Annotated in this window: 22 protein-coding genes and 1 riboswitch; of the genes, 20 read left to right on the top strand and 2 right to left on the bottom strand. The window is 63.8% G+C overall.

The genetic code is table 11. The features are described from left to right. Nucleotides 1-127: 127 nt before the first annotated feature. Entirely contained in the window at nucleotides 128-424 is a 297-nt protein-coding gene (locus RDV55_RS10185; protein ID WP_111824228.1) for a DUF2249 domain-containing protein, read from the bottom strand. Nucleotides 425-828: 404 nt separating this feature from the next. Between RDV55_RS10185 and uhpT the strand changes: the two genes are divergently transcribed. Both uhpT and RDV55_RS10175 read left to right on the top strand, forming a co-directional pair. After that, on the top strand, nucleotides 829-2085 hold the full coding sequence (uhpT, locus tag RDV55_RS10180; protein ID WP_245907760.1) for a hexose-6-phosphate:phosphate antiporter UhpT: 1257 nt from the start codon (nucleotides 829-831) through the stop codon (nucleotides 2083-2085). Between the two features lie 160 nt (nucleotides 2086-2245). Continuing rightward, nucleotides 2246-3022 (top strand): inositol monophosphatase family protein, encoded by a 777-nt coding sequence (locus tag RDV55_RS10175; RefSeq protein WP_003792388.1) that lies wholly within the window; start codon nucleotides 2246-2248, stop codon nucleotides 3020-3022. A gap of 49 nt (nucleotides 3023-3071) precedes the next feature. Here the strand turns inward: RDV55_RS10175 and RDV55_RS10170 are convergent, their stop codons facing one another. Further along, nucleotides 3072-4109: a LacI family DNA-binding transcriptional regulator gene (locus tag RDV55_RS10170; protein ID WP_111824229.1), complete on the bottom strand. Its 1038-nt coding sequence runs from the start codon at nucleotides 4107-4109 to the stop codon at nucleotides 3072-3074. 131 nt (nucleotides 4110-4240) lie between these two features. Here RDV55_RS10170 and pyrR point away from each other — a divergent pair, with 131 nt between their 5' ends. The 18 genes from pyrR to RDV55_RS10080 all read left to right on the top strand — a co-directional run bounded on the left by pyrR (nucleotide 4241) and on the right by RDV55_RS10080 (nucleotide 24076). Further along, entirely contained in the window at nucleotides 4241-4804 is a 564-nt protein-coding gene (pyrR, locus tag RDV55_RS10165) for a bifunctional pyr operon transcriptional regulator/uracil phosphoribosyltransferase PyrR (RefSeq protein ID WP_111824230.1), read from the top strand. Between the two features lie 3 nt (nucleotides 4805-4807). Next, entirely contained in the window at nucleotides 4808-5794 is a 987-nt protein-coding gene (locus RDV55_RS10160; RefSeq protein WP_111824231.1) for an aspartate carbamoyltransferase catalytic subunit, read from the top strand. Next, on the top strand, nucleotides 5787-7106 hold the full coding sequence (locus RDV55_RS10155; RefSeq protein WP_111824232.1) for a dihydroorotase: 1320 nt from the start codon (nucleotides 5787-5789) through the stop codon (nucleotides 7104-7106). The genes RDV55_RS10160 and RDV55_RS10155 overlap by 8 nt, the downstream gene beginning before the upstream one ends. Further along, a complete protein-coding gene (carA, locus tag RDV55_RS10150) occupies nucleotides 7103-8290 on the top strand; it encodes a glutamine-hydrolyzing carbamoyl-phosphate synthase small subunit (protein WP_111824233.1) in 1188 nt (395 codons plus the stop codon). Before RDV55_RS10155 ends, carA begins: the two co-directional genes overlap by 4 nt. After that, nucleotides 8290-11589, top strand: a complete 3300-nt coding sequence (carB, locus tag RDV55_RS10145; RefSeq protein ID WP_111824234.1) for a carbamoyl-phosphate synthase large subunit — start codon at nucleotides 8290-8292, stop codon at nucleotides 11587-11589. Before carA ends, carB begins: the two co-directional genes overlap by 1 nt. Then, complete coding sequence (pyrF, locus tag RDV55_RS10140) at nucleotides 11586-12452, top strand: orotidine-5'-phosphate decarboxylase (protein ID WP_111824235.1); 867 nt, start codon at nucleotides 11586-11588, stop codon at nucleotides 12450-12452. The genes carB and pyrF overlap by 4 nt, the downstream gene beginning before the upstream one ends. A 101-nt stretch (nucleotides 12453-12553) precedes the next feature. Then, nucleotides 12554-12865, top strand: a complete 312-nt coding sequence (gene mihF / locus RDV55_RS10135; protein ID WP_111824236.1) for an integration host factor, actinobacterial type — start codon at nucleotides 12554-12556, stop codon at nucleotides 12863-12865. Between the two features lie 27 nt (nucleotides 12866-12892). Further along, a complete protein-coding gene (gmk, locus tag RDV55_RS10130) occupies nucleotides 12893-13450 on the top strand; it encodes a guanylate kinase (RefSeq protein ID WP_111824237.1) in 558 nt (185 codons plus the stop codon). 36 nt (nucleotides 13451-13486) lie between these two features. Next, nucleotides 13487-13753, top strand: coding sequence for a DNA-directed RNA polymerase subunit omega (gene rpoZ, locus RDV55_RS10125; protein WP_003792400.1), 267 nt, complete (start codon nucleotides 13487-13489; stop codon nucleotides 13751-13753). Between the two features lies 1 nt (nucleotide 13754). Further along, nucleotides 13755-14984 carry a bifunctional phosphopantothenoylcysteine decarboxylase/phosphopantothenate--cysteine ligase CoaBC gene (coaBC, locus tag RDV55_RS10120; RefSeq protein ID WP_111824238.1) on the top strand — a complete coding sequence of 410 codons (1230 nt, stop codon included), beginning with the start codon at nucleotides 13755-13757 and terminating at the stop codon, nucleotides 14982-14984. Then, entirely contained in the window at nucleotides 14981-16168 is a 1188-nt protein-coding gene (gene metK, locus RDV55_RS10115; protein WP_111824239.1) for a methionine adenosyltransferase, read from the top strand. The genes coaBC and metK overlap by 4 nt, the downstream gene beginning before the upstream one ends. Then, nucleotides 16165-16800 carry a vitamin K epoxide reductase family protein gene (locus RDV55_RS10110; RefSeq protein WP_111824240.1) on the top strand — a complete coding sequence of 212 codons (636 nt, stop codon included), beginning with the start codon at nucleotides 16165-16167 and terminating at the stop codon, nucleotides 16798-16800. The genes metK and RDV55_RS10110 overlap by 4 nt, the downstream gene beginning before the upstream one ends. Before the next feature lie 42 nt (nucleotides 16801-16842). Next, nucleotides 16843-18825: a primosomal protein N' family DNA-binding protein gene (locus RDV55_RS10105; RefSeq protein WP_111824241.1), complete on the top strand. Its 1983-nt coding sequence runs from the start codon at nucleotides 16843-16845 to the stop codon at nucleotides 18823-18825. 34 nt (nucleotides 18826-18859) lie between these two features. Next, the gene (locus RDV55_RS10100) at nucleotides 18860-19798 is read left to right on the top strand and encodes a methionyl-tRNA formyltransferase (protein WP_111824242.1); all 939 of its coding nucleotides are present in this window, start codon (nucleotides 18860-18862) and stop codon (nucleotides 19796-19798) included. A gap of 2 nt (nucleotides 19799-19800) precedes the next feature. Then, the gene (locus RDV55_RS10095) at nucleotides 19801-21273 is read left to right on the top strand and encodes a transcription antitermination factor NusB (protein ID WP_111824243.1); all 1473 of its coding nucleotides are present in this window, start codon (nucleotides 19801-19803) and stop codon (nucleotides 21271-21273) included. A 10-nt stretch (nucleotides 21274-21283) separates the two neighbouring features. After that, nucleotides 21284-21952, top strand: a complete 669-nt coding sequence (gene rpe, locus RDV55_RS10090; protein WP_111824244.1) for a ribulose-phosphate 3-epimerase — start codon at nucleotides 21284-21286, stop codon at nucleotides 21950-21952. A gap of 109 nt (nucleotides 21953-22061) precedes the next feature. Next, a riboswitch (FMN riboswitch) is annotated at nucleotides 22062-22191 on the top strand. 56 nt (nucleotides 22192-22247) lie between these two features. After that, nucleotides 22248-23021, top strand: coding sequence for an ABC transporter permease (locus RDV55_RS10085; protein ID WP_111824245.1), 774 nt, complete (start codon nucleotides 22248-22250; stop codon nucleotides 23019-23021). Nucleotides 23022-23032: 11 nt separating this feature from the next. Continuing rightward, nucleotides 23033-24076, top strand: coding sequence for an ABC transporter substrate-binding protein (locus RDV55_RS10080; protein ID WP_373462876.1), 1044 nt, complete (start codon nucleotides 23033-23035; stop codon nucleotides 24074-24076). Nucleotides 24077-24111: the final 35 nt, after the last annotated feature.

The following is a 24111-nucleotide window of genomic DNA, read 5'->3' as shown; positions in this document are numbered from 1 at the left end:
GCCCGGAGACGCTATGGCGTGAAGGGGGAGCCGTGTCCCCCGACAGCCGACGGGCACCGCCCCGAACCCGCTCCGGCACGGGCGCGCCGAATGGACCCAGCCGCGCGCCGGAGCGGGGGACGGCGGCTCACAGCGCGGTGCGCGTCGCCTTCACGTCCCAGTGCTCGGGCCCGTCGGTGAGGACCTCGAAGGCCCACTGGCCGGGCAGCTGTGCGATCTGAGCAAGCAGCGGACGAGGCAGGTGGGGAGCGCGAATGATGAAGGATTCACCGGCGTTCATCGACTGGGCTGCGCCGAGGACAGCTGCGTGACGGAGACGGTGGGGGATAGCGGTCGCATCAATGGTCGGTTCGGCGACGTTGTGCTCGCCGCAGCCACAGCCGCCACCGTGGACCTCGGGGTGGGGAAGCTGTTCGATCGTCATGGTGTGGCCTTTCTATAGAGAAGCATCTGAGGCGCCGTCGGCGCTCATTGAATTTTACCGGCTTTGCCCCTTTCATCGCAGCGCCAACAGGACTACGTATCGCTCACGAAGCCGAGATACCCGGTAGGGGTATACCAAGATACCCCTACCGGGTATAATTCGCCGTCACACGGTGACAGGCTTACGTCACTGACAAGCGGGCCGAGGAGTATTCGACACGCATCGCCCTCAATACCAACCAAATGCTCATACATTGAGCCGTTTGACACCAGTTCATAACCGACGCCTTTCATGCGCACGCGACTCTTGACACTGAATGTAAGCGTTTGTATTCTAGTGGCGTGACGCCGATGACACCGTCGCCATCATCGCCCGCGTACACCAACAACACTGGAGAGACAGCAATGACGCATCTATCCCACATTTTCGATATTCGTACGTCTCCACCCACGTCCCTGACGCTCGAGCAGCAACGTAAAAAGTGGCTCATGGAGTTCCTCAAGACGTACGCCGTGCTCGTCATCGTGTATGGCGGCTTCTACCTGCTACGTACGAACTTCAAGTCCGCGCAGCCTTTCCTCGTTGAACAGGTCGGGCTAACGACGACTCAACTCGGCACGATCGGCTTCGCCTTCTCGCTAACCTACGGCTTCGGCGGACTCATTCTCGGGTTCTTCATTGATGGCAAGAACACCAAGAAGGTCATCTCCGCACTGCTGCTCGCCTCGGGTGTCACGTCGATCCTCATCGGCCTCGTGCTCGCATGGTTCCACAGCCCATACGGCTGGATGATCCTCCTGTGGTCACTCAATGGCCTCTTCCAGGCTCCCGGCGGCCCCTGCTGCAACTCGACGATGAACCGATGGACGCCCCGTGCCCTGCGCGGTCGCTTCATCGGCTGGTGGAATGCCTCGCACAACGTTGGCGCGATGGTGGCGGGCGTTCTCGCTCTCTGGGGCGCGAACACGCTGTTCAACGGATCTGTCATCGGCATGTTTATCGTCCCCGCCGTCATCTGCATCCCAATCGGCATATGGGGCTGGTTCTTCGGTAAGGACGATCCCAAGGAGCACGGTTGGAACACGCCCGAGGCGATCTTCGGTGAACCCGAGTCGAAGGCTGATGCGGTTACAAGCTCCGTCTCCAAGGGCCGGATCCTGCTCGATTACGTTGTCAAGAATCCTGCCGTCTGGTTCCTGTGCATCGCTAATGTGGCCGCGTACTGCGTGCGCATTGGCATCGACAACTGGAACGTGCTCTACACACGTCAGGAGCTTGGTTTCTCCGATTACCTCGCGGTGAACACGACCATCGCGCTGGAACTCGGCGGCCTCGCCGGCTCTCTTCTGTGGGGATACTTCTCAGACAAGATGGGCGGTCGGCGCGCCCTGAGCGCCGCTATCGGGATGGGCGCTGTGGTCATCCCGCTCTTCGTCTACGCGCATGCGACGACAGCTCCTGTCGTCTACGGAGCTCTCTTCATGATCGGCTTCCTTATCTTCGGCCCCGTCACCTTGATTGGCATCTGCGTCATCGGTTTTGCCCGAAGACCGCGACCGTGGTCGTCAACGCAGTTCCTCGAGCATTCGGCTACGTCTTTGGCGATTCGATGGCCAAGGTTCTTCTCGGCCGCATTGCAGACCCGACGAAGGACGGCGTGACGGTCCTCGGATGGCACCTCCACGGCTGGTCATCGACATTCACCGTACTGTTTGTATCCGCAGCGGTTGGCCTCGCCTGCCTGATCATGGTCGCATTCTTTGAGGAGCGTAACCTCCGCGCTGACCGTGAATTCAGCGAAGCGAAGGAGGAATCGTGAGCATGACGGTTGATATGGAGCATTTGCTCAACGCGGCTATTGAGGCTGTTCGCAGGGGGATGAACATTGCTCTTCACCCACCCGTCGAGCTTGACGTTCACACGAAAGCAAATCGTAACGACCTCGTCACGGCCGTCGATAAAGCGATCGAAGCGGATATTGCCTCCCATCTTCACGCGGTGACAGGCTTACCACTGCTGGGGGAGGAGGGGCACGCCGTTGACTCTTTCGCCGGACTCGTCTGGGTCCTTGATCCGATCGACGGCACGATGAACTACGTGGAAACCCACCGCGATTATGCGGTGTCCTTAGCCTTGTGCGAGGACGGAACTCCGGTCCTTGGCGTGGTCGCCGACGTTGTCGCCGGACGCATTTATCACGCGATCCGAGGCCAAGGAGCGTGGGTCGATGGGGTTCCTCTCACGCAGGCAACGGATGTGTCAACGTATCGTGACGCCATTATCATCACCGACATCAAAGAGATCCTCGCGCTGCCTCGGCTTGCCCGCGCGCTTCAGGACAGCCGTGGCCATCGGCGCTACGGCTCCGCAGCGCTCGAGTGCGTGGAAGTTGCTGTCGGCCGGGCTGGAGCATTCGTCCACATGTGGGTCTCACCGTGGGACATCGCCGCAGCGACGCTCATCGCCACCGAGTGCGGTGCGCTCGCGACGCGCTTGGACGGAACTCCGCTCGACGTGCGCTACAAGGGATCGATTCTCCTCGGCACACCCAACGTGCATGCCACGCTCGTTGAGTGCCTGATGTCCTCAGTGCAGTAAGCGCGGACGGTCGCGCGGGCCGGGCTCACGGGCAGTTCGTTCCGCGCGGCTATCCCGTGCTCGCCCGCACGACGAGTTCCGTGTCAACACGCTGACGAGCCGGGCTGCCACCGTCGCTGAGCGCTCGTGCGATCGCCTGATCGACAGCGAGGCTCGCGACACGTGACGGCGCACGATCTATCGACGTCAGAGAGAGGGCGCGCGACGAAGCGATCGCCGAGTTATCGCAGCCCACAACCAACATATCGCGCCCCGGAACGAGGCCGTCCCCGAGGAGAGCAAGAATGGCACCGTGCGCGCACTGGTCGTTGTAGCAAACGAGTGCATCAACTCCGGCAGGGAGACCCGCTCGGACAGCGAGGAAGCCAGCGTCGACGTTGTCACCGCCCGGCACAGTGAGCGCATCGACCTCGTGAGTGATGCACGCCTGCGTAAAAGCCGCTTTGCGCGCTCGTGCGGAGGGACCGGGAGGCCCTTCAAGGAAGGCAATGCGTCGGCTGCCACGTTGGGCGAGAAGAGCAATCGCTTGCCCCATACCGCGTTCGTTGGAGCTCGTCACAAGATCAATGTCTCGACGAGGCGCGCGCTGACCAATGAGGACGGCCGGAGTATTCGGAAAGCGCGTTGAGATGCAGGTCGAGTCGACAGCAATGACGGCCTGAGCGCGCAGTTGCAGAACGGACTCCCACGCTCGGTCAACGTCACGCGATGTGTCGATTGACTCCACGATGACACGAAAGCCACGATCCTCAGCGTGTCGGAGGGCCTCAGCGCGGTAGCGAACATGCAGTTCTTGACTGAGGGAACAGACGAGGCCAAGGATCTGCGGCCGAGACGAAGCGAGGAGCGACGCCGCAATGTTTGCCCGGTAGCCGAGTTCCTCGGCGACCTTTTCGATTTTCTCGCGTGTTGGGGTGGCAACGCGCGGAGATCCCCCAAGGGCGCGTGACACAGTTGCGATCGATGTGCCGGCAGCAAGAGCAATATCGTCGAGCGTCACGCTGTGTCCCGACACCGGGCGGTCGTGCGCCATCGGATTCACACCGGTCCTTTGTCCGGGATTGGACTGCTTCAACTCCTGGCTCATTCTTGCAGTCTAACGCCACTCACGTGGCCTTTCACACGTGGAGGCGTCACACCGGCTTCAGGCGAGGAGCGTAGGATAGACGTACCAAGGATCCTTTAATGACCGTCCCGTGAGGCGGGGAAGGAGTAAGCGTGGCCGAAGTGCACGCAGATCGCGCATTGCGCGGCAAAGAAGTATTGGGAGTTGGCGACGTCGCACGCTCTCTGACACGCATCGCCTACGAGATCATCGAACGTAACGGCGGCAGCGAGAACCTCGTTATCGCGGGCATTCCCACGCGCGGCGCTACCCTCGCTCGTCGGCTCGTTAACAGGATCAAAGAGGTCTGCGGTACCTACGCCGAACTGGCAATCATCGACACCACGATGTATCGCGACGACCTGGCCTCTCAGCCCCTGAGGGCACCGAAAGAAACACTGGTTCCTCGGACCGGAATCAACGGTAAGACTATCGTCCTCGTCGATGACGTCCTGTACACCGGTCGCACCATCAAGGCTGCGCTCGATGCTCTTACTCGTATCGGCCGCCCCGCGGCTGTTCAGCTCGCCGTCCTCGTCGACCGAGGCCATCGTGAGCTTCCTATTCGCCCGGATTACGTCGGTAAGAACCTACCGACTTCCCGCGATGAAACCGTCACTATCCTGCTCGATGAAACAGACGGGCGCGACGGCGTCCTTCTCGGGAAAGGCCTGTAAACGATGAGCCTGAGCCATCTCATTTCGATCCGCGACTTGACGCGCGAGGAGGCGATTCTGATCCTCGACACGGCGGAGCAGATGGCCGCCACTCAGCGCCACGGCGTGAAGAAGCTTCCGACCCTTCAGGGAAAGACCGTCGTCAACCTCTTCTTCGAGGACTCGACGCGTACCCGCATCTCCTTTGAGACAGCCGCAAAGCGCCTGAGCGCCGACGTCATCAACTTCCAGTCGCGCGGTTCCTCTGTGTCCAAGGGCGAGTCCCTCAAGGACACCGCGCTCACCCTGGAGGCGATGGGCGCAGACGCGGTCGTCGTTCGACACTCGTCTTCGGGTGCGGCACACCGGCTTGCACACGCCGGCTGGATGAATCTGCCGGTGCTCAACGCGGGCGACGGCACTCACCAGCATCCGACACAGGCCCTCCTTGACGCCATGACCCTGCGGCGCCATTACGCACCTTCACGCGCCGAAGATGGAAATCCCGCCCCGGGCTCCGGCCTTGACGGGGCGCACGTCGTTATCGTCGGAGATGTCCTGCACTCGCGCGTGGCACGCTCCAACGTGGATCTTCTGACCCTCCTGGGAGCCCGAGTCACTCTCGTCGCACCCCCAACGCTCCTGCCGATCGGCGTGGACACCTGGAACTGCGAGACCTCCTACAACTTCGATGAGGCTCTGGGAAACGGACCCGACGCGGTGATGATGCTGCGCGTCCAGCGCGAGCGCATGTCAAGCGCCGGCGGTGGCTTCTTCCCGTCACCCGGTGCATACCACGCAGAATACGGCCTGACGCCGGCTCGTTTTTCCACGCTGCCCCCCAGCGCCGTCGTCATGCATCCCGGCCCGATGAACCGAGGCCTCGAAATCTGCGCTGAGGCAGCTGACTCAGACCAGTCTGTCATCGTTGAACAGGTCTCCAACGGCGTATGCATCCGCATGGCAGCCCTCTACCTGCTCCTCGCATCGGAAGGACACAGCAATGACTAAACAGACCCGCGACATTCTCATCACCGGTGCCTCGCTGCTCGGCGGGGAGCCCTCCGAGATCGCGCTGTCCCGGGGCACGATCGTGGCGATTGGCGCCGATGCTCGCAACGCTGTGCGAGACCCGCGTGTGATCGAGGCTGAGGGGCTCATTGCTCTGCCCGGCCTCGTCGATATCCACACGCACCTGCGCCAGCCCGGCGGAGAGGACGCCGAGACGGTCTTTACCGGTACTCGTGCTGCCGCAGTCGGCGGCTACACGGCCGTTCACGCCATGGCCAACACGACACCGACACAAGACACGGCCGCCATCGTTGACCAGGTGCTGCGCCTGGGCGAGGAAGCCGACTGGGTCGAGGTGCGTCCCGTCGGCGCTGTCACCAAGGGACTGGAAGGCAAGCAGCTTGCTTCCCTTGGCTCGATGGCACGCTCACGCTCGAAGGTCCGCGTTTTCTCCGACGACGGCAAGTGCGTGTCCGATCCCGTCCTCATGCGCCGCGCCCTCGAATACGTCAAGGGTTTCGGCGGCGTGATCGCCCAGCACAGCCAGGATCCCGCTCTGACCGAGGGCGCCCAGATGAACGAGTCAACTCTCTCCGGTGAGCTTGGCCTGGCCGGTTGGCCAGCCGTCGCCGAAGAGGCGATTATCGCTCGCGATATCCTGCTCGCCAAGCATGTCGGCTCGCGCCTGCACGTGTGTCACCTGTCGACAGCGGGTTCGGTTGACCTCGTGCGCTGGGGTAAGGCACAGGGCGTGGATATCACGGCCGAGGCTACGCCTCACCACCTGCTCCTCACCGAGCAGCTCGCAGCTACCTACGACCCGCTCTACAAGGTGAACCCGCCGCTGCGCCGGGCCGAGGACGTCGAGGCCGTGCGCGAAGGCCTGGCCGACGGCACGATCGATTGCATCGGCACGGACCACGCTCCGCATCCGCTCGAGATGAAGGACTGCGAGTGGCAGGCCGGCGCGTTCGGCATGACCGGCCTGGAGACAGCGCTGCCGATCATCATCGAGACGATGGTGAACACGGGCCGCATGGACTGGGCGGATGTCGCCCGCGTCATGTCGACCGTCCCCGCACAGATCGGCCGCGTGGACTCGCAGGGCCAGGGCCTCGTCGTCGGTGCCCCCGCACACGTCACTCTCGTGGACGCCACCGTGCGCGTCACGGTCGACCCTGCCAAGCAGTGGACTCGCTCCACGAACTGCCCCTTCCGCGGCATGGAGCTGCCCGGACAGGTGCGCTACACGATCTATGGCGGCGTCCCCACGGTCGTCGACGCCACCCCGGTTGCCAAGGAGGACCGATGACCACGTCCGACATCGCACTGCTCGTCCTGGAGGACGGCACAGTCTTCAAGGGCCGCGCATGGGGCGCGAACGGACGCACGCTCGGCGAGATCGTGTTCTCGACCGGCATGACCGGCTACCAGGAGACACTCACCGACCCGTCCTACCACCGCCAGATTGTCGTCATGACGGCACCGCACATCGGTAACACCGGCGTCAACGACGAGGATCCCGAGTCGTCGCGCATCTGGGTCGCTGGCTTCGTCGTGCGCGACGCCGCACGCCGCGCCTCCAACTGGCGCTCGCGGCGCGAGCTGGAGGATGAGCTGATCGCCCAGGGCATCGTCGGCATCGCGAACGTCGACACGCGCGCGATCACGCGCCACATCCGCGAACGCGGAGCCATGCGCGCCGGAATCTTTTCGGGCGACGCGCTGCCCGTGGGCGCGCAGTACCTGGGTGACGAGGCCGTGGCCTCCCTCGTGCGCATCGTCTCCGAGTCGCCCGCAATGAGCGGACAGGCGCTGGCCGCCGAGGTATCGACAGACGCGACCTACGTTGTTGAGCCTCTTGGCGAATTTGAGGGCAAGGAGCCCATCGCGCGCGTCGTCGCCCTCGACCTCGGCATTAAGTCGCGTACGCCCTACCACCTGGCGGCCCGAGGCGTGCGCGTCTACGTGGTGCCCTCGAGCGCATCCTTCGCCGATATCGAGGCACTCAAGCCGGACGGCGTGTTCTTCTCCAACGGCCCCGGTGACCCGTCGACTGCCGACCGAGAAATCGGCGTGCTGCGTGCCGTCCTGGACGCGGGCATCCCGTACTTCGGCATCTGCTTCGGTCACCAGCTTTTCGGCCGTGCGCTCGGCTACGGCACCTACAAGCTGGACTACGGTCACCGCGGTATCAACCAGCCCGTGAAGGACGTGGCGACGGGCCGCGTCGAGATCACCGCCCACAACCACGGCTTCGCCGTGGATGCCCCGGTGGGGCAGCCCTCGGTCGCTCCCTTCGACTCGGGTCGATACGGTCGCGTCGAGGTCTCGCACGTCGGGCTCAACGATGGTGTCGTTGAGGGCCTGCGTGCCCTGGACATTCCCGCGTTCTCCGTCCAGTACCACCCCGAGGCAGCCGCGGGCCCGCACGACGGCGAGCTGCTCTTCGATCGCTTTATTTCCCTGATGACACACGCTAAGGAGACCCACTGATGCCTCGTAGGAACGATCTGTCGTCCGTCCTCGTCATCGGATCGGGCCCCATCGTCATCGGGCAGGCGTGCGAGTTCGACTACTCGGGCACGCAGGCATGCCGCGTGTTGAAGGAGGAAGGCCTGCGCGTCATCCTCGTGAATTCCAATCCGGCCACGATCATGACCGACCCGGGTATCGCTGACGCCACCTACGTCGAGCCGATCACCCCGGAAGTCGTGGCCTCGATCATCGAGAAGGAGCGCCCCGATGCCCTTCTGCCCACGCTCGGCGGCCAGACGGCCCTGAATACTGCCGTCGCGCTGTCCGAAATGGGTGTTCTGGAGCGCTTCAACGTCGAGCTGATCGGCGCGTCGATCGACGCGATCCACGCGGGTGAGGACCGTGAGGAGTTCAAGGAGATCGTCGAGCGTTCCGGTGCCCAGGTCGCGCGCTCGTTCATCGCCCACACGATGGAGGAGTGCCACGCGGCAGCGGCCGAGCTGGGATACCCCCTCGTCGTTCGTCCCTCTTTCACGATGGGCGGCCTCGGCTCTGGTTTTGCTTACACCCCAGAGGATCTCGAGCGCATCGCCGGACAGGGCCTATCCGCATCCATCACGACCGAAGTCCTTCTTGAGGAGTCGATCCTCGGCTGGAAGGAGTACGAGCTCGAGCTCATGCGCGACAAGGCGGACAACGTCGTCGTGGTGTGTTCGATCGAGAACGTCGATCCGGTCGGCGTCCACACGGGCGACTCAATCACGGTCGCTCCGGCGCTGACCCTCACCGACCGCGAGATGCAGCGCCTGCGCGACATCGGCATCGCCGTCATCCGCGAGGTGGGCGTGGATACGGGTGGCTGTAATATTCAATTCGCGATCCACCCCGAAACCGGCCGCATCATCGTCATCGAAATGAACCCGCGCGTGTCGCGTTCCTCCGCCCTCGCTTCGAAGGCGACGGGCTTTCCCATCGCCAAGATCGCTGCGCGTCTGGCCACCGGCTACACCCTGGACGAGATTCCGAACGACATCACGGGCTCGACCCCCGCCTCGTTCGAGCCGACGCTTGACTACGTCGTGGTGAAGGTTCCGCGATTCACCTTCGAGAAGTTCCCTGCCGCCGACCCGACGCTCACCACCTCGATGAAAGCCGTCGGCGAAGCTATGGCAATCGGACGCTCCTACACGGAAGCCCTGCAAAAGGCGCTGCGTTCGATCGACAAGGGCGGTGTGCAGTTCCACTGGGACGGCCCTACCCCCACCGCCGATGAGACTCGAGCGCTCGTGGAGGCCGCAGCCGTCGGTACGGAGGGCCGTCTAGTCCAGGTCCAGCAGGCAATTCGCGGTGGAGCAACGCTCGAGGAACTATTCGAGTCGACCAAGATCGACCCCTGGTTCCTCGATCAGATGTTCCTCCTCGACGAGGTCGCCACGCGCATTCAACAGGCCGAGGCGCTCACGGGCGACGTGCTGGCCGAGGCTAAGCGCCACGGGTTCTCTGACCGACAGATCGCCGCCATGCGAGGCCTGTCCGAGGACACGGTGCGCGAGGTGCGCGGCGCCTTCGGTATCCGCCCCGTCTTCAAGACGGTGGACACCTGCGCGGCAGAGTTCGCGGCCCGCACTCCCTATCACTACTCGACGTACGACCAGGAGAACGAGGTACGTCCGCGCGAACGCGAGGCCGTCATCATCCTGGGTGCAGGTCCCAATCGCATCGGCCAGGGCATCGAGTTTGACTACTCGTGCGTACACGCGGCTATGTCACTGCGCGAGCACTACGAGACCATCATGGTTAACTGCAACCCGGAGACAGTGTCGACGGACTACGATATCTCCGATCGACTCTACTTCGAGCCCCTCACCCTTGAGGACGTCCTCGAGATCTATCGAGCCGAGTGCGCGGTCGGCCCCGTCAAGGGCATGATCGTCCAGCTCGGCGGTCAGACCCCGCTGTCGTTGGCTGCCGACCTCGAGCGCGCCGGCGTGCCGATCCTGGGCACCAGCCCGCGCGCCATCGCCCTGGCCGAGGATCGCGAGGAGTTCGGGAAGGTTCTCGAGGCCGCGCAGTGCCCGGCACCCGCACACGATACGGCCAACACGCCCGAGCAAGTCATCGCTGTCGCTGAGCAGGTCGGCTACCCAGTCCTTGTTCGTCCTTCCTTTGTCCTGGGTGGGCGCGGCATGGCGATCATCAACGACGAGCCGGCTCTGCGCGAGTACCTCGCGAGCCACGACTCCGAGCTGCTGTTCTCGCGTGGTCCGCTGCTCATCGACCGCTTCCTTGACGCGGCGATCGAGATCGATGTGGATGCCCTCTACGACGGCGAAGAGCTGTTCATGGGCGCGATCATGGAGCACATCGAAGAGGCGGGCATCCACTCGGGTGACTCCTCGTGCGTGCTGCCTCCCATGACGCTGTCTGCGCGTGAGCTCGAGCGCATTACGGCCTCGACCGAGGCTATCGCCCGCGGCGTCGGCGTGCGCGGCCTTATCAACATTCAGTTCGCGCTTCTGTCCGACACCCTCTATGTCATCGAGGCAAACCCGCGAGCGTCGCGTACCGTACCCTTCGCTTCGAAGGCAACCGGCGTGCAGCTTGCGAAGGCTGCCGCGCTCATCCAGGTAGGCGAATCGATCGCATCCCTGCGCGAGCAGGACGTGCTGCCCGCTCGCGACGCCCGCCAAATTACCGACGGGGGGTCCATCGCTGTCAAGGCCGCGGTGCTGCCGTTCAAACGCTTCCGTACGGACAAGGGCGAGATTGTCGACACTGTTCTCGGTCCTGAGATGCGCTCGACCGGCGAGGTTATGGGCATCGACCGTGACTTCCCGACGGCGTTCGCCAAGTCGCAGCTCGGGGCCTCGACCGACATGCCGACGTCGGGTACGGTTTTCATCTCCATCGCGGACACTGACAAGCGCGCCATCGTCCTGCCTGCCGCCCGTATGCACGAGATGGGATTCAAGATTCTTGCGACCTCCGGTACGGCGTCCGTGCTGCGTCGCAATGGCATCGAGGCCGAGGCCGTACGCAAGTCTTCCGAGGGACGTGGAGATGGGGGAGAGCCGACGGTCGTCGACCTCATTAACGAGGGTGCGATCGACATGGTCGTGAACACGCCTCAGCGTAGTGCCCCGCGTAACGATGGCTACCAGATTCGCGCGGCTGCCGCCTCGCAGGACCGCCCGGCTGTTACCACCCTTCAGGCTTTCAACGCGATGGTGCAGGCCATCGAGGTTCGTATGCGCGGAGCCTATTCCGTGCGTTCCCTCCAGGAATGGGACGCCGACAGATCGGAGGAGACCCGATGAACATTGCTACGCCTGCCGCCACCTCCCGCGTCTGCTTCGGCGACCGCATCTACGCGGCGATGCGAGCCCATGGTCCAGTCTGCGTGGGCATCGATCCGCACGCTGGGCTTCTGCACGAATGGGGACTTGACGACGACGCGAACGGTGTGCGAGAGTTTTCCCTTCGCGTCATCGAGGCCCTCGGCGGTCGGGTCGGTGCTTTCAAGCCTCAGGCCGCATTCTTTGAGCGGCACGGGTCTCGCGGCGTTGCCGTTCTCGAAGAGGTTATAGCGGTGTGCCGCGAAGTCGGCTCGCTGTGTATCGTCGACGCGAAACGTGGTGACATCGGCTCGACAATGGACGGTTATGCGCACGCTTTCCTCTCGGATTCGTCGCCACTCGCCGGCGACGCCGTGACACTTTCTCCATATCTCGGCGTTCGCTCACTCATGCCGGCGCTCGAGCTGGCGCGCGACACGGGCAGGGGAGTATTCGTCCTCGCTCTGACGTCGAATCCCGAGGGGGCCTCTGTTCAGCATGCTCGCGGTGAGGATGGAATGAGCGTCGCGGGACACATTGTGTCCCAACTGGCGGACTTCAACAGGCGGTGTGAGCAACAGCACCTCGGCCCTGTGGGCATCGTCGTTGGTGCCACCGTGGGCGACGCCGTCAAGCGTTTGGGCATCGATCTCGCCTCCCTCAATGGCGCATTTTTGGCTCCAGGAGTAGGTGCGCAGGGCGCTGGCCCAGCGCAGGTCAGGGAGGTTTTCGCAGGAGCGCAGGACGCAGTTCTTGCGTCATCGTCCCGGGCAATTCTGCGTTCTGGGCCGAGCGTTAAGGGCCTGCGAGACGCCTACCGTGCGACGGTCGATTCACTGCAATAGCCTGCTGTGTTACACAAGAATCAGCGTTTTGGTCTAGCACTAGTGCTGGGAAAGGTGACATAGTTTATTTACCGAAGATCCCAACGGAGGAGATGATCAGAATGGCACTACCTGATCTCACGCCGGAACAGAGGGCACAGGCCCTCGAGAAGGCAACTCAGGCACGTCGGCGTCGAGCCGAAGTGAAGAACGCCCTGAAGGTGCGCTCGATGAACCTGTCGGAGGTTTTGGAACTCGCCGACTCCGACGAGGCGGTGGCGAAGATGAAGGTCGTTTCGCTGCTGGAGTCGCTGCCGCGCGTCGGCACGAACACGGCTGCCGTCCTGATGGACGAGTACAAGATCGCCCAGAGCAGGCGTGTACGCGGCCTTGGCCCCGTCCAGCGCAAGGCACTCGTCGAGCGTTTCGGCTGACGGCGCTCAGCGTGGCACACTGGAGTCATGACTAAGGCTCAACTGACTGTCCTTGCTGGCCCCACAGCTGTGGGAAAGGGAACCGTTGTCACTGCCCTGACCAAGCGCTACCCGACACTGAAGGTGTCGGTTTCGGCAACGACTCGCGATCCTCGGCCCGGTGAACTGAACGGCGTCCACTACTACTTCGTTTCCCCCCAAGACTTCGATGCAATGATCGAAAGGGGAGACATGTTGGAGTGGGCGCTTGTTCATGGCAACAACAAGTACGGCACGCCGCGTGGCCCCGTCGACGAAGCCCTCAACGCCGGCACGCCCGTCCTCCTGGAGATCGACCTGGCGGGCGCGCGTCAAGTGCGGGCCAAACGGCCCGACGCGCAGTTCATCTTCCTCTCGCCCCCTTCATGGGAGGAGCTTGAACGCCGCCTTATCGGTCGCGGCACAGAGGGAGCAGAGGAACAGGCTCGTCGTCTCGCCACGGCACGAGTCGAGCTGGACGCCGCATCCGAGTTTGATCACGTTGTGATCAACGACGATGTCGAGCGCGCGGTGGATGAGCTGGCTCGGCTCATTGGCCTGGAGTAGTATCTATCTGAATCCGCCACTGAGAGGAATACACGCATGTCCGGAATTGTTGCCCAGCCCGTGGGTATCACGTCCCCGCCCATTGACGATCTGCTGGAGCACGTCGATTCCAAGTACGCGCTGGTTATCTTCGCTGCGAAGCGTGCGCGCCAGATCAACTCCTACAACCTGCAGCTTCAGCAGAACATGATCCAGTTCGTGGGTCCGGTTGTTGATGTGCAGCCCGACGAGAAGCCCCTGGCGGTTTCCCTGCGTGAGATCAACGAAGGCCTCCTGTCTCTCGAAGCTAACCCCGAGGCCTGACGTGGCAACGATTGTCGTCGGAGTGACCGGCGGCGTCGCAGCCTTCAAAGCACCCATCGTGGTCCGCGAGTGTCAACGCGCGGGCCACGACGTGTATGTCGCTGCGACGCAGGCGTCATTGGATTTCGTCGGCCGATCGACCTGGGAGGGAATCACGTCCAGACCGGTCGTCGTGGACATCGCGGGGGAGGGGCGCGCCGAACACGTTGAACTCGCTCGCATCGCCGACCTCATCATCGTCGTACCCGCGACCGCGAACTCTCTGGCGCACCTCGCCGCGGGCTTTGCCGACGACATGGTGTCTCTCACCGTGCTTGCATCGGATGCGCCCGTGGTCGTCGCACCTGCGATGCACTCCAACATGTGGCTGGCACCCGCCACACAGGCGAACGTACGCACGCTTCGCGAGCGTGGCGTCCACGTCATAGATCCAACGTCAGGAGCGCTCGGTTCCGGAGATAGTGGCGTTGGGCGCCTGCCTGAGCCCGAGCTGATTGCACGCCAGGCCCTCGCGGTCTTGGCCGAGCATCAGCAGGCCTCGTGCGCACTCGCTGGCCGCAGGCTCGTCGTCACCGCCGGCGGCACACGCGAGCCGATCGATCCGGTGCGCTTCCTCGGCAACCGGTCGTCGGGGCGGCAGGGCCTCGCGATCGCTTCGGCCGCTGCACACGCCGGCGGATCGGTTCAGGTGATCGCGGCCAACATTGAGTCGGCTCTTCTTTCTGCGCTCCCGGCAGGTGTGCAGGTGACGCGCGTGGGCAGTGCCCTACAGATGCGCGACGCCACCATCGCCGCGGTTGCACGCGCCGATGCTCTTGTCATGACGGCCGCCGTCGCCGACTTCCGGCCCGAGGTCGCCTCGGTATCCAAGATGAAGAAGGACCCGACGAACGAGGACGTGCCGACGATTCGCCTGATCCGTAATCCCGACATTCTCGCCGAAATCGGGCACAGTGAGCAGCGCCCGCCCCTCGTCGTTGGTTTTGCTGCGGAGACGGGAACCGACGAGGAGATTCTCGCTTACGGTGCAGACAAGGCTGCGCGTAAGGGAGCGGATTTCATTTGCCTCAATAGGGTGGGTGAAAGCGTCGGTTTCGGCGATGTTCCTAACGACATTCGCCTCCTCGATGCAAGCGGGCGCATCGTCGGCCGTTACGTCGGCTCAAAGGACGAGGTGGCCACCGGTCTTGTCGGCCATATGGCCTCATTCCTTGATAGTCTAAAGCGGTGAGTCAACAGCTTTTTTCTTCCGAGTCCGTCACCGAAGGTCACCCCGATAAGGTCTGTGACCGTATCTCCGATGCGATCCTCGACGCGCTGCTCGCAGCCGATCCTCGCTCCCGCGTCGCCGTCGAGACGATGGCTGCCACCGGTCTGATCCACATCGCCGGTGAGGTGACAACCGAGGCATACGTCGAGATCCCAGAGATCGTGCGTCGCGAGATCCTCTCGATCGGATACGACTCGTCGCGCGTTGGCTTCGATGGTGCGTCCTGTGGCATATCGCTGTCGCTGGACGGGCAGAGTCCCGACATCGCCGGCGGCGTGGACGAGGCGCTCGAGGTGCGCGGCACCACAAGCTGCGACCCGCGTGATCGACTGGGTGCAGGCGATCAGGGCATCATGTTTGGTTACGCGTCCTCAGACACGCCCGACCTCATGCCTGCCCCCATTTGGCTGGCTCACCGACTTGCCAAGCGCCTGACCGACGTGCGTCAGCAGGGCATTGTTGAGGGACTGCGTCCCGATGGTAAGACCCAGGTGACCCTCGCCTATGAGAACGGCCGCCCGGTAGGCATCGACACGATCGTCGTGTCCACGCAGCACGACGAGGCCCTCTCTCAGGCGGCAATCGCCGACGCAGTGCGCGACTACGTCATTGCTCCCGTCATCGCGGAGTCCGGCCTCGAGCTGGCGACAGGCACTATGAATACTCTCATCAACCCCTCGGGTCGCTTCGTCCTCGGTGGCCCCGCGGCGGACGCCGGGCTGACCGGACGCAAGATCATCGTCGACACATACGGTGGCATGGCCCGCCATGGCGGCGGTGCCTTCTCCGGGAAGGACCCGTCGAAGGTTGACCGCTCCGCGACGTACGCCGCCCGCTGGGTCGCCAAGAACGTCGTCGCCGCCGACATCGCCCAGCGTTGCGAGATTCAGCTCGCCTACGCGATTGGGCGCGCCCGTCCGATTGGCCTCTACGTCGACACCTTCGGCACGGCACGCGTCCCCGAGGAGTGTATTGCGGATGCCATCCGCGAGGTCTTCGACCTGCGTCCACTTGGAATGATCGAGGACCTCGACCTGCTGCGTCCGATCTACCGCGAAACAGCTGCCTACGGCCATTTCGGTCGCGACCAGTTCCCGTGGGAGGAAACCAACCGCATCGAACAGCTCAAGGCTGCGCTCGCATGAGCGAGGCTGTGGACACTGAGGAGTTCCTACCCGCGTACGAGACTGAGTCGGCGCGCCGCGCGTGGCGCAGGCGCACGAGCCTGGAGATGATCGTTTCCGGTCTCATCGGCCTCGTCACGTCTTTCGTGCTGTCGATCGAGGCGTGGCAACTCGCCGCGGATTCATCGGCCCGCTTCGGCTGCGATATTTCCTCCGTGCTGTCGTGTTCAGCGGTCGCGCAGACGTGGCAGGCCCGTATCCTCGGCTTTCCCAACGCCTTCCTCGGCATCTTTTTCGAGGCCGTCGTTCTCGCGATATCCGTTGCGATATTCGCGGGTGTGAGGTTTCCGCGTTGGTACATGCTGGGCACGAACCTCCTGTACACGATCGCTTTGTTCTTCGCGTTCTGGCTCTTTGGGCAGTCCTATTTCATTATTCAGGTTCTATGCCCGTGGTGTTTGCTTATCACGCTCACGACGACGCTCGTGTTTGGGGGTATTACCCGCATCAATATTCGTGACGGCGTGATTCCTGTGCCCGCCATCCTTCGTCGAAGCGTCGCACAGGGGCTCGACTGGGCCCTGTGGGGCCTTATCGTCTTTGTCGTCTTGGCCATGGTGATCGCGAAGTACGGCCTGAAGCTTCTCGGCTGAGAACGCGACGCAGATGGCGACGCACCGTGATTCACTAGGATCATGACTTCCCAACAGGGCATGCTTGACGGTTTCGATCCGCCGCGTTCGCGCAGCGCGCAGATCGCACGTGTGCTCGTGGATGTCGACCTACCACACATGGATCGGCCACTCGACTACGTCGTCCCAGACAACCTTATCGACGAGGCCTTGGTTGGGCACCTGGTTCGCGTGCGCTTTTCTGGCGCACGAGTCGACGGATGGATTGTTGAACGCACGCGCCGCGACGTACTCGACGAGACCGCCCACATTGAGTCCGTTGTCTCCTCAATTCCGGTGCTCACACCCGCTCTGTACGAGACTGCTCGCCGCATCGCCACACGTTTTCTCGCCACAACATCCCAGGTTCTTTCTCTTGCGATTCCTCCCCGGCACGCCCGAGGAGAACGGCAGGTGCTGGAGCAGGAAGCGCCGTCCTGGCCCTCGCTCGATACTCCGTCCCACTCACGACACTGGGGCTCGTACGCCGCCGGGCAGGCTCTACTGAACCGACTGTCCGCAGGAGAATCGCCGCGCGCGGTCACAACCGCACTGCGTCCTTCGATGCATGGATGCGTGACCGACGCCGTCGCTGCGACCGTGTCGTCTGGTCGTAGCGTTATTATCGTCGCCGCAACCGGCGAGGAGGCCGCGCAGATCGCGCGCGTGCTCGAAGAGGACCTCGGTGTTTCCGTCGCTCTCACAGGCGGCGAAGCAACACCCGAGGAACGTTACCGCGTGCACGCTGCCGCGACTTTGGGGCACGTTCCGATCGTCGTCGGGACGCGTTCGGCCGTGTGGGTCCCGTGCGCGAAGCTCGGCCTCATCGTGATATGTGATGACGGCGATGACCGCCTGCGCGAGCGTAGGTTCCCCCGCTGCGACGTTCTTGACGTGGCCGTCCAGCGGTGTGCGGTCGAGGGGGCCGGTCTTCTCGTTGCGTCGTACGCGCGGTCGGTGAAGGCACAGGCTCTCGTCCGTTCCGGATGGGCGGCGAGTCTTGATCCTTCGCCCAGTGCGCTGCGCGACGCAACTCCTCGCGTGCATATGCACGGAGCGACGGAAGCAGAGCGTGAGGGAGCCAGCGGCCACATGCGCATTCCCCAGGCGGCGTTGCGGATGATCCGCCAGGGGCTGCGCGAAGGACCTGTGCTCATCCAGGTCGCGGCCTCAGGATATTGGCCCACGGTCGTGTGTCGTCGCTGCGGGGAGCGCGCTCGCTGTCGTCATTGCTCCGGACCTCTCGCCGCAGGCGGTGGGGGAGAGGTGACCTGCACGTGGTGTGCGCGCGCGACACAGACATGGCGATGCCCGCACTGCAGCGGCACCGAGCTCCGCGCCGCCCGCGTTGGCTCCACACGCACCGCTGAGGAGATCGCGCGCAACCTTCCGGATGCCTCGGTCCTGGAGTCTTCGGCGGCCCACAGGATTAGCCGCCAACTGCCGTCGCGTCCAACGGTCGTCGTGGCTACCTCTGGTGCGGAGCCGAGCGTCGACGGCGGCTACGCCGCCGGGATCATTCTCGACGCTCACGCGCTTGCCGGGCGAGCCGAACTGTGGGCACCCGAGGAGGCCGCGAGGCGATGGATCAACGCGCTATCCCTCGTTCGCCCGGGCCGCCCCAGCCTCGTCGTGGGGACGATTCCCGAGGCGCTCGGTCAGGCGCTCGTGCGGTGGTCTCTGACCGACTACGCCGATCGTCTTCTCGACGAGCGCGAAGCCCTCGGTTTTTTCCCGGCGACGACGATGGTCGCCCTCGACGGACCCGCTGCGCAGGTGCGTCAAGTCGCCGAACAGGTCATGCGGGAAGGCGGCGCGGAGCTGGTGGGCACCGTCGTGCGACCGGCAACACGCGAGGGAGAAGAGAACGAGGTGCGCACGCTCGTGAGAACGCCGCTGGCGGGAGCGTCCTCGATGCTCGCGGTTCTGGCCGACATTCGGCGTTCCCGCAGCGCTCGCAAGGTTCCGCTGGTCAAAATGAGCGTGAACCCACCCGAGCTCTTCTGAGTCAGCGTCAGCCCAGTGCCGTAAACTGGCGGCCGTGCGCATTATTTTTGCTGGTACCCCCGAGGCCGCAGTTCCTACACTGCGCGCCCTACTGTCGTCATCTCACGAGGTCGCTCTCGTTATCACGCGTCCGCCCGCCCGGCGCGGTCGCGGAAAGACCATGTACCCGTCCCCAGTGGCGGAAGTAGCAGCGGAGGCCGGCGTGGAGCTCCTGGAGACTACGACCCTCAAGACCCCCGAGAGCGCGCAGCGCATCGACGATGTCAAGGCAGATCTCGGCGTGGTTGTTGCTTACGGTGGCCTCGTGCCGCCAGACGTGCTCGCCATGCCCAGCCGCGGCTGGGTGAATCTGCACTTTTCGGACCTACCGAGGTGGCGTGGTGCCGCCCCCGTCCAGTGGGCGATTCGCGAGGGGGACGAGGCGACGGCGTCGTGCGTGTTCAAGCTCGAGGAAGGCCTGGATACGGGTGACATCTACTCGCGCGTCGCGGTTCCGATTGGCCACGAGAGCGCGGGCGATCTGCTCACGTCGATGGCCGAGGCCGGAGCGCACCAGGTGCTCGGCGTCGTGGATGCGCTCGCCGATGACAGCGCGTTCGCGGTCGCTCAGGCCCCTGAGGGCGTGTCGCATGCGCGTCGTCTCGAACATATCGACGGCTACGTGTCGTTCACCCACGATGCCACACATGAGGATCGCATCATTCGATCCGTCACCCCGAATCCCGGTGCCTACACGGTGTTGCCGGGCGGAGGCCGCATGAAGCTCGGGGTGGCAACCCCGGTTGATCGCGACGATCTCGCACCCGGCCAGCTTGAGGTCACGAAGAAACAGGTGACGGTCGGATGCGCGAGCGGCGCGCTCGTGCTCGGCCAGGTCGCGCCTGCCGGTAAGTCTTGGATGGACGGTGCCGCCTGGGCCAGGGGAGCGCGTCCTTCGGACGAGTTGCGTCTCGGCGGAGAGGCGGAGGACTGACGATGAGCGAACGTCGCTACGCAGACGGATACCGCAAGCTGCGCAAGGCCGATGAGCCTCGCCGCATCGCCTACGAGGTTCTCCACGAGGTCGCCACGCAGGGCGCTTTCGCGAACATCATCTTGCCCAAGGCGCTGCGTCAGGCACGCCGCGACGGCCATTTCTCCGATCGCGATGCTGCTTTCACCTCAGAGCTCGTTCATGGCACGCTGCGCGCGATCGGACGACTTGACTGGGTGATCGCGCGTCACATTGATCGTCCCCTAGCTGATCTCGATCCGCGCGCGCTCGTCGTTTTGCGGATGGGTGCGCACCAGCTTCTCGACATGCGTGTACCCGACCATGCCGCTGTGTCTGCGACGGTCGATGTCGCCCGCGAGCACCTCACGGACGGCCCCGTTCGCTTCGTCAACGCTGTCCTGCGTTCAATCACACGCGAGGATCCGTCCGAGCGCGAGACTGACATGGACGCCATCGAGGACGCCGATGAAGCCCTCGGCGTGCGTTACTCGCACCCTTCCTGGATGGTCGCGGCGTTCCGTGATGCCCTGACGGCACACGGGTACCCGCAGGAGGAGCTGCTCGACGTCCTTGAGGCCGATAACGAGGTTCCCACGGTCACCCTGGTCGCGCGTCCGTCCCTGATGAGTGTGGACGAGCTGGCCGACGAGGCCGAGGACATTCTCGACACGCGCGTCGCGCTCGGTGCCGTCTCACCCGTCGCGGTCCTCCTCGAATCCGGTGACCCCGCACGACTGCCGTCGATCCGCGACGGACGTGCGGGGGCACAGGACGAGGGTTCGCAGCTCGCCGCTCTCATCGCAGCATCCGCACCCGTTGAGGGGGGAGCCGACGAGTGTTGGCTCGACCTGTGTGCCGGTCCCGGTGGGAAAGCCGCCCTGTTGGCCGGTCTTGCAGCGCGCGTGGGCGCGCGAGTCACCGCTAACGAGGTGCACCCCCACCGCGCCCGCCTCGTCGAACGAACGACCCGACAGTTTGACTCCATCGAGGTTGTCAGCGGCGACGGTCGCACCTTCGGCGGGGGACGGAGTGCGTGGCCGCTCGCCTCTTTCGACCGCGTCGTCGTCGATGCGCCCTGCTCGGGCATGGGCTCGATGCGTCGGCGCCCGGAATCGCGCTGGAACCGCAAGCCCGAGGATGTCGAGGAGCTGACTGTTCTCCAGCGCGAGCTACTCGACCGCGCCGTCGCCCTGACGCGCACCGGGGGGGTGCTCACCTACATCACGTGTTCGCCGCACGCGGCCGAGACTCGTGAACAGGTGGAGCGTCTGCTCGACGCTGGTGGTGTCGAGCTACTCGACACCGTCGCACTCGCGAACGAGTGTGCGCCCGAGGCGCTTGATGTGCCCGCCTCGGCCGGAGTCATCGCCGGCCATACGGGGCGCACGCTACAGCTGTGGGACCACCGTTTCGGTACGGATCTTATGTTTGTGGCCTGCCTACGCAAGCGCTAGCATATGCGTTATGAACGCCACAATTAGCCCGTCGATCCTCAACTGCGACATCGCCGACCTGCGCGGCGAGCTGACCAAGATCTCTGGTGCGGATATCGCTCACGTCGACGTCATGGACAACCACTTCGTTCCGAATCTCTCGTGGGGCCTTCCCGTCGCGGAAGCTGTCGTCAAGTCAGGCATTCTGCCGGTCGACGCGCACCTCATGATCGAGGACCCGGATCGCTGGGCCCCGCAGTACGCGGAGGTCGGCTGCGAGTCCGTCACCTTCCACGCGGAGGCTGCGGCCGCTCCGCTGCGTCTTGCTCGCGAGCTGCACCGAATCGGAGCGCGCGCTGGCCTGGCTCTCAAGCCCGCAACGGACATCGCTCCTTTCGTGGATATCCTCAACGAGTTCGACATGATTCTCATCATGACCGTCGAGCCCGGATTCGGTGGCCAGTCCTTCATCGAGCAGATGATTCCCAAGATCGAGCGTACTCGCGCCGCTATCGATGCTGCCGGACTGCAGGTGTCAATCCAGGTCGACGGAGGCATTTCGCGTACCACGATCGAGCGGGCCGCCGAGGCCGGTGCGGATAACTTCGTCGCGGGTTCCGCGGTCTTCCGGGCGGAAGACGCGCACCGCGAGGTCGAAGCACTGCGTGAGCTTGCAAACGCTCATACGCACGCGCACTGACCTATTTCTCATCGGCGGCCGACGGGGAACTTCTCCCTTTTCGGCCGTCGACTTTCTTTTATGGCGGATACGCCTCGCGGTGCGTGCCGGACGATGGCACAATGGCAGATGAGTACTCCGGGGTCGGTGAAAGTCCGAACCGGCGGTGATAGTCCGCGACCCGCCCTCACAGAACGAGGGCGGTTGAGCCGGTGAAATTCCGGCACCGACGGTTAAAGTCCGGATGGGAGGAGTGCATGAGGCGCATCCGTGCGTCTGCTGTGCTGCGCGTACCCCCGGTGTCGGAAAGTAAGTCGTGGCACTTCGGAACAAGCCTCGCGGTGCGCTCACCGTCGCGGCACCGATCATTTTCCTCGCCGTGCTGTTGGCGGGGTGGTGGCTGTCGACCACGCTGACCGGCATCGAGGCCTGGCGCCTACCTAACCCCATGTCCGTCATCTCCAAGGGATCGGTGATCCTGGCGCTTCCGTCAACCTGGCACAAGGTCCAGGTGACGGGTGTCGAGGCCGTCGCTGGGTGTCTGCTCGGCTCGGTCGTCGCGTTGCCGTCCGCGTATGTAATCTACCGGTCGCGTATTTTGGCTGCTGCGGTAGAGCCCTTTCTCGGGGCAACCCAAGCATTGCCAGCAATCGCTATTGCACCAATTCTTGTGCTGTGGGTTGGCTACGGATTCATATCCATCGTCGTCCTGTGCGCCCTGATGGTGTTCTTTCCGATTCTTGTCTCGACGGTCGTCGGCTTGCGCCATATTGACCGCGAGCTTCTCGAAGCTGCTGCATTGGACGGGGCGACGGGATGGACGATGGCACTCTACATGGAGCTCCCGCTGGCCGCTCCCGCGATTTTGGGCGGCCTGCGTAACGGGTTCGCCCTGTCGGTGACGGGCGCAGTCGTGGGGGAGATGGTGATGGGTGGCTCCGGGCTCGGGCAGGTACTCACTCAGATGAGAAACAACGTGGACACCGCCGGAATGTTCGTCATCATTATCATTTTGTGCACGATGGCGACTCTTCTCTACACGATCGTGTACAGGATCGAGCGGTCGAAGCGTTATGAGATCACGCAGTGAAGGAGAATCTCTTGAAGCTTTCCACAATCGTTCGCGCCGCAGTCGTCGGCGCATGCGCTTCGTTGGTCCTGGCGGCGTGCACGTCGGGAGACAAGGCCGCTCAGTCGGGAACGGACGGCAATTCGGAGGTCACGATCGGCCTGACGTACATCCCCAACATTCAGTTCTCGCCCGTTTACGTTGCGGACGCGCAGGGAACGTACACGGATAACGGTATCGTCCCAACAATTCGGCACCACGGGTCGCACGAGGGCTTTTTTACGGCGCTTCTGGCAGGTGAGGAGGATGTCGTCATCGCGTCGGGAGACGAGGCGGCGGTCGCTGCCTCGCAGGGCCTCGATATCGTGTCGATTGGCCAGTATTACGCCTCCTACCCAGGCGCAGTGATCGTTCCAGAGAGTTCCGACATCCACTCTCTTGCTGACCTCAAGGGCAAGACGGTGGGCATTCCGGGTGAGCACGGTGCGAACTACTATGCGACGCGCGCCGCCATGCAGGAAGCTGGTCTTAGCGAGTCGGACGTGACGATCTCTCCGATCGGATACACGCAGCAGGCTGCACTCGCGTCTGGTCAGGTCGACGCAGTCGTCGGTTTTACCAACAACGACGCCGTGCAGATGCGACTGGCCGGCCTTCAGATCCGCGAAATCACGCTGAACCCCACATCGACACCGCTGGTAAGCGCGTCCTTTATCACCACTCACAAGTGGGCGCAGGAGCACCCGGAACAGGCGCGCGCAGTTGTCGCGGCCACGACCAAGGCCATGAACGATATCGCTGCGGCCCCCCAGATCGCCCTCGACGCGACGAAGCAGTGGGATACCTCGTTGACCGACGAGGCGACGTTGTCCGCGGCGAACGCTGTTCTTGCCGCAACGGTTCCTCTCTGGCTGGGCGACACCGGGACTGCAACGGGGGCGCAAGACCTGGCTACCTGGGCGCAGATGGTCACCTTCCTCGATTCTCTCGGGGAGCTTGAGGGGTCGGTGGATGCGACGACACTCGTGACCAACGACTACGCGGGCGCCGCTGATACTGCGTCTTCTCAGTCCTAACGGTGCGCCGTATGCTCGGGACGCGCACGCTTCGC

The organism is Schaalia odontolytica (genome assembly GCF_031191545.1).
Taxonomy (GTDB): Bacteria; Actinomycetota; Actinomycetes; order Actinomycetales; family Actinomycetaceae; genus Pauljensenia; species Pauljensenia odontolytica.
This window is presented reverse-complemented; position numbering and strand designations above follow the sequence as displayed.

Excerpts from the sequence above, each read along its gene's own strand:
- RDV55_RS10185 (WP_111824228.1), bottom strand. The coding sequence starts at position 424 with ATGACGATCGAACAGCTTCCCCACCCCGAGGTCCACGGTGGCGGCTGT.
- uhpT (WP_245907760.1), top strand. The coding sequence starts at position 829 with ATGACGCATCTATCCCACATTTTCGATATTCGTACGTCTCCACCCACG.
- RDV55_RS10175 (WP_003792388.1), top strand. The coding sequence starts at position 2,246 with ATGACGGTTGATATGGAGCATTTGCTCAACGCGGCTATTGAGGCTGTT.
- RDV55_RS10170 (WP_111824229.1), bottom strand. The coding sequence starts at position 4,109 with ATGAGCCAGGAGTTGAAGCAGTCCAATCCCGGACAAAGGACCGGTGTG.
- RDV55_RS10160 (WP_111824231.1), top strand. The coding sequence starts at position 4,808 with ATGAGCCTGAGCCATCTCATTTCGATCCGCGACTTGACGCGCGAGGAG.
- RDV55_RS10155 (WP_111824232.1), top strand. The coding sequence starts at position 5,787 with ATGACTAAACAGACCCGCGACATTCTCATCACCGGTGCCTCGCTGCTC.
- carA (WP_111824233.1), top strand. The coding sequence starts at position 7,103 with ATGACCACGTCCGACATCGCACTGCTCGTCCTGGAGGACGGCACAGTC.
- carB (WP_111824234.1), top strand. The coding sequence starts at position 8,290 with ATGCCTCGTAGGAACGATCTGTCGTCCGTCCTCGTCATCGGATCGGGC.
- pyrF (WP_111824235.1), top strand. The coding sequence starts at position 11,586 with ATGAACATTGCTACGCCTGCCGCCACCTCCCGCGTCTGCTTCGGCGAC.
- mihF (WP_111824236.1), top strand. The coding sequence starts at position 12,554 with ATGGCACTACCTGATCTCACGCCGGAACAGAGGGCACAGGCCCTCGAG.
- gmk (WP_111824237.1), top strand. The coding sequence starts at position 12,893 with ATGACTAAGGCTCAACTGACTGTCCTTGCTGGCCCCACAGCTGTGGGA.
- rpoZ (WP_003792400.1), top strand. The coding sequence starts at position 13,487 with ATGTCCGGAATTGTTGCCCAGCCCGTGGGTATCACGTCCCCGCCCATT.
- RDV55_RS10110 (WP_111824240.1), top strand. The coding sequence starts at position 16,165 with ATGAGCGAGGCTGTGGACACTGAGGAGTTCCTACCCGCGTACGAGACT.
- RDV55_RS10105 (WP_111824241.1), top strand. The coding sequence starts at position 16,843 with ATGACTTCCCAACAGGGCATGCTTGACGGTTTCGATCCGCCGCGTTCG.
- RDV55_RS10095 (WP_111824243.1), top strand. The coding sequence starts at position 19,801 with ATGAGCGAACGTCGCTACGCAGACGGATACCGCAAGCTGCGCAAGGCC.
- rpe (WP_111824244.1), top strand. The coding sequence starts at position 21,284 with ATGAACGCCACAATTAGCCCGTCGATCCTCAACTGCGACATCGCCGAC.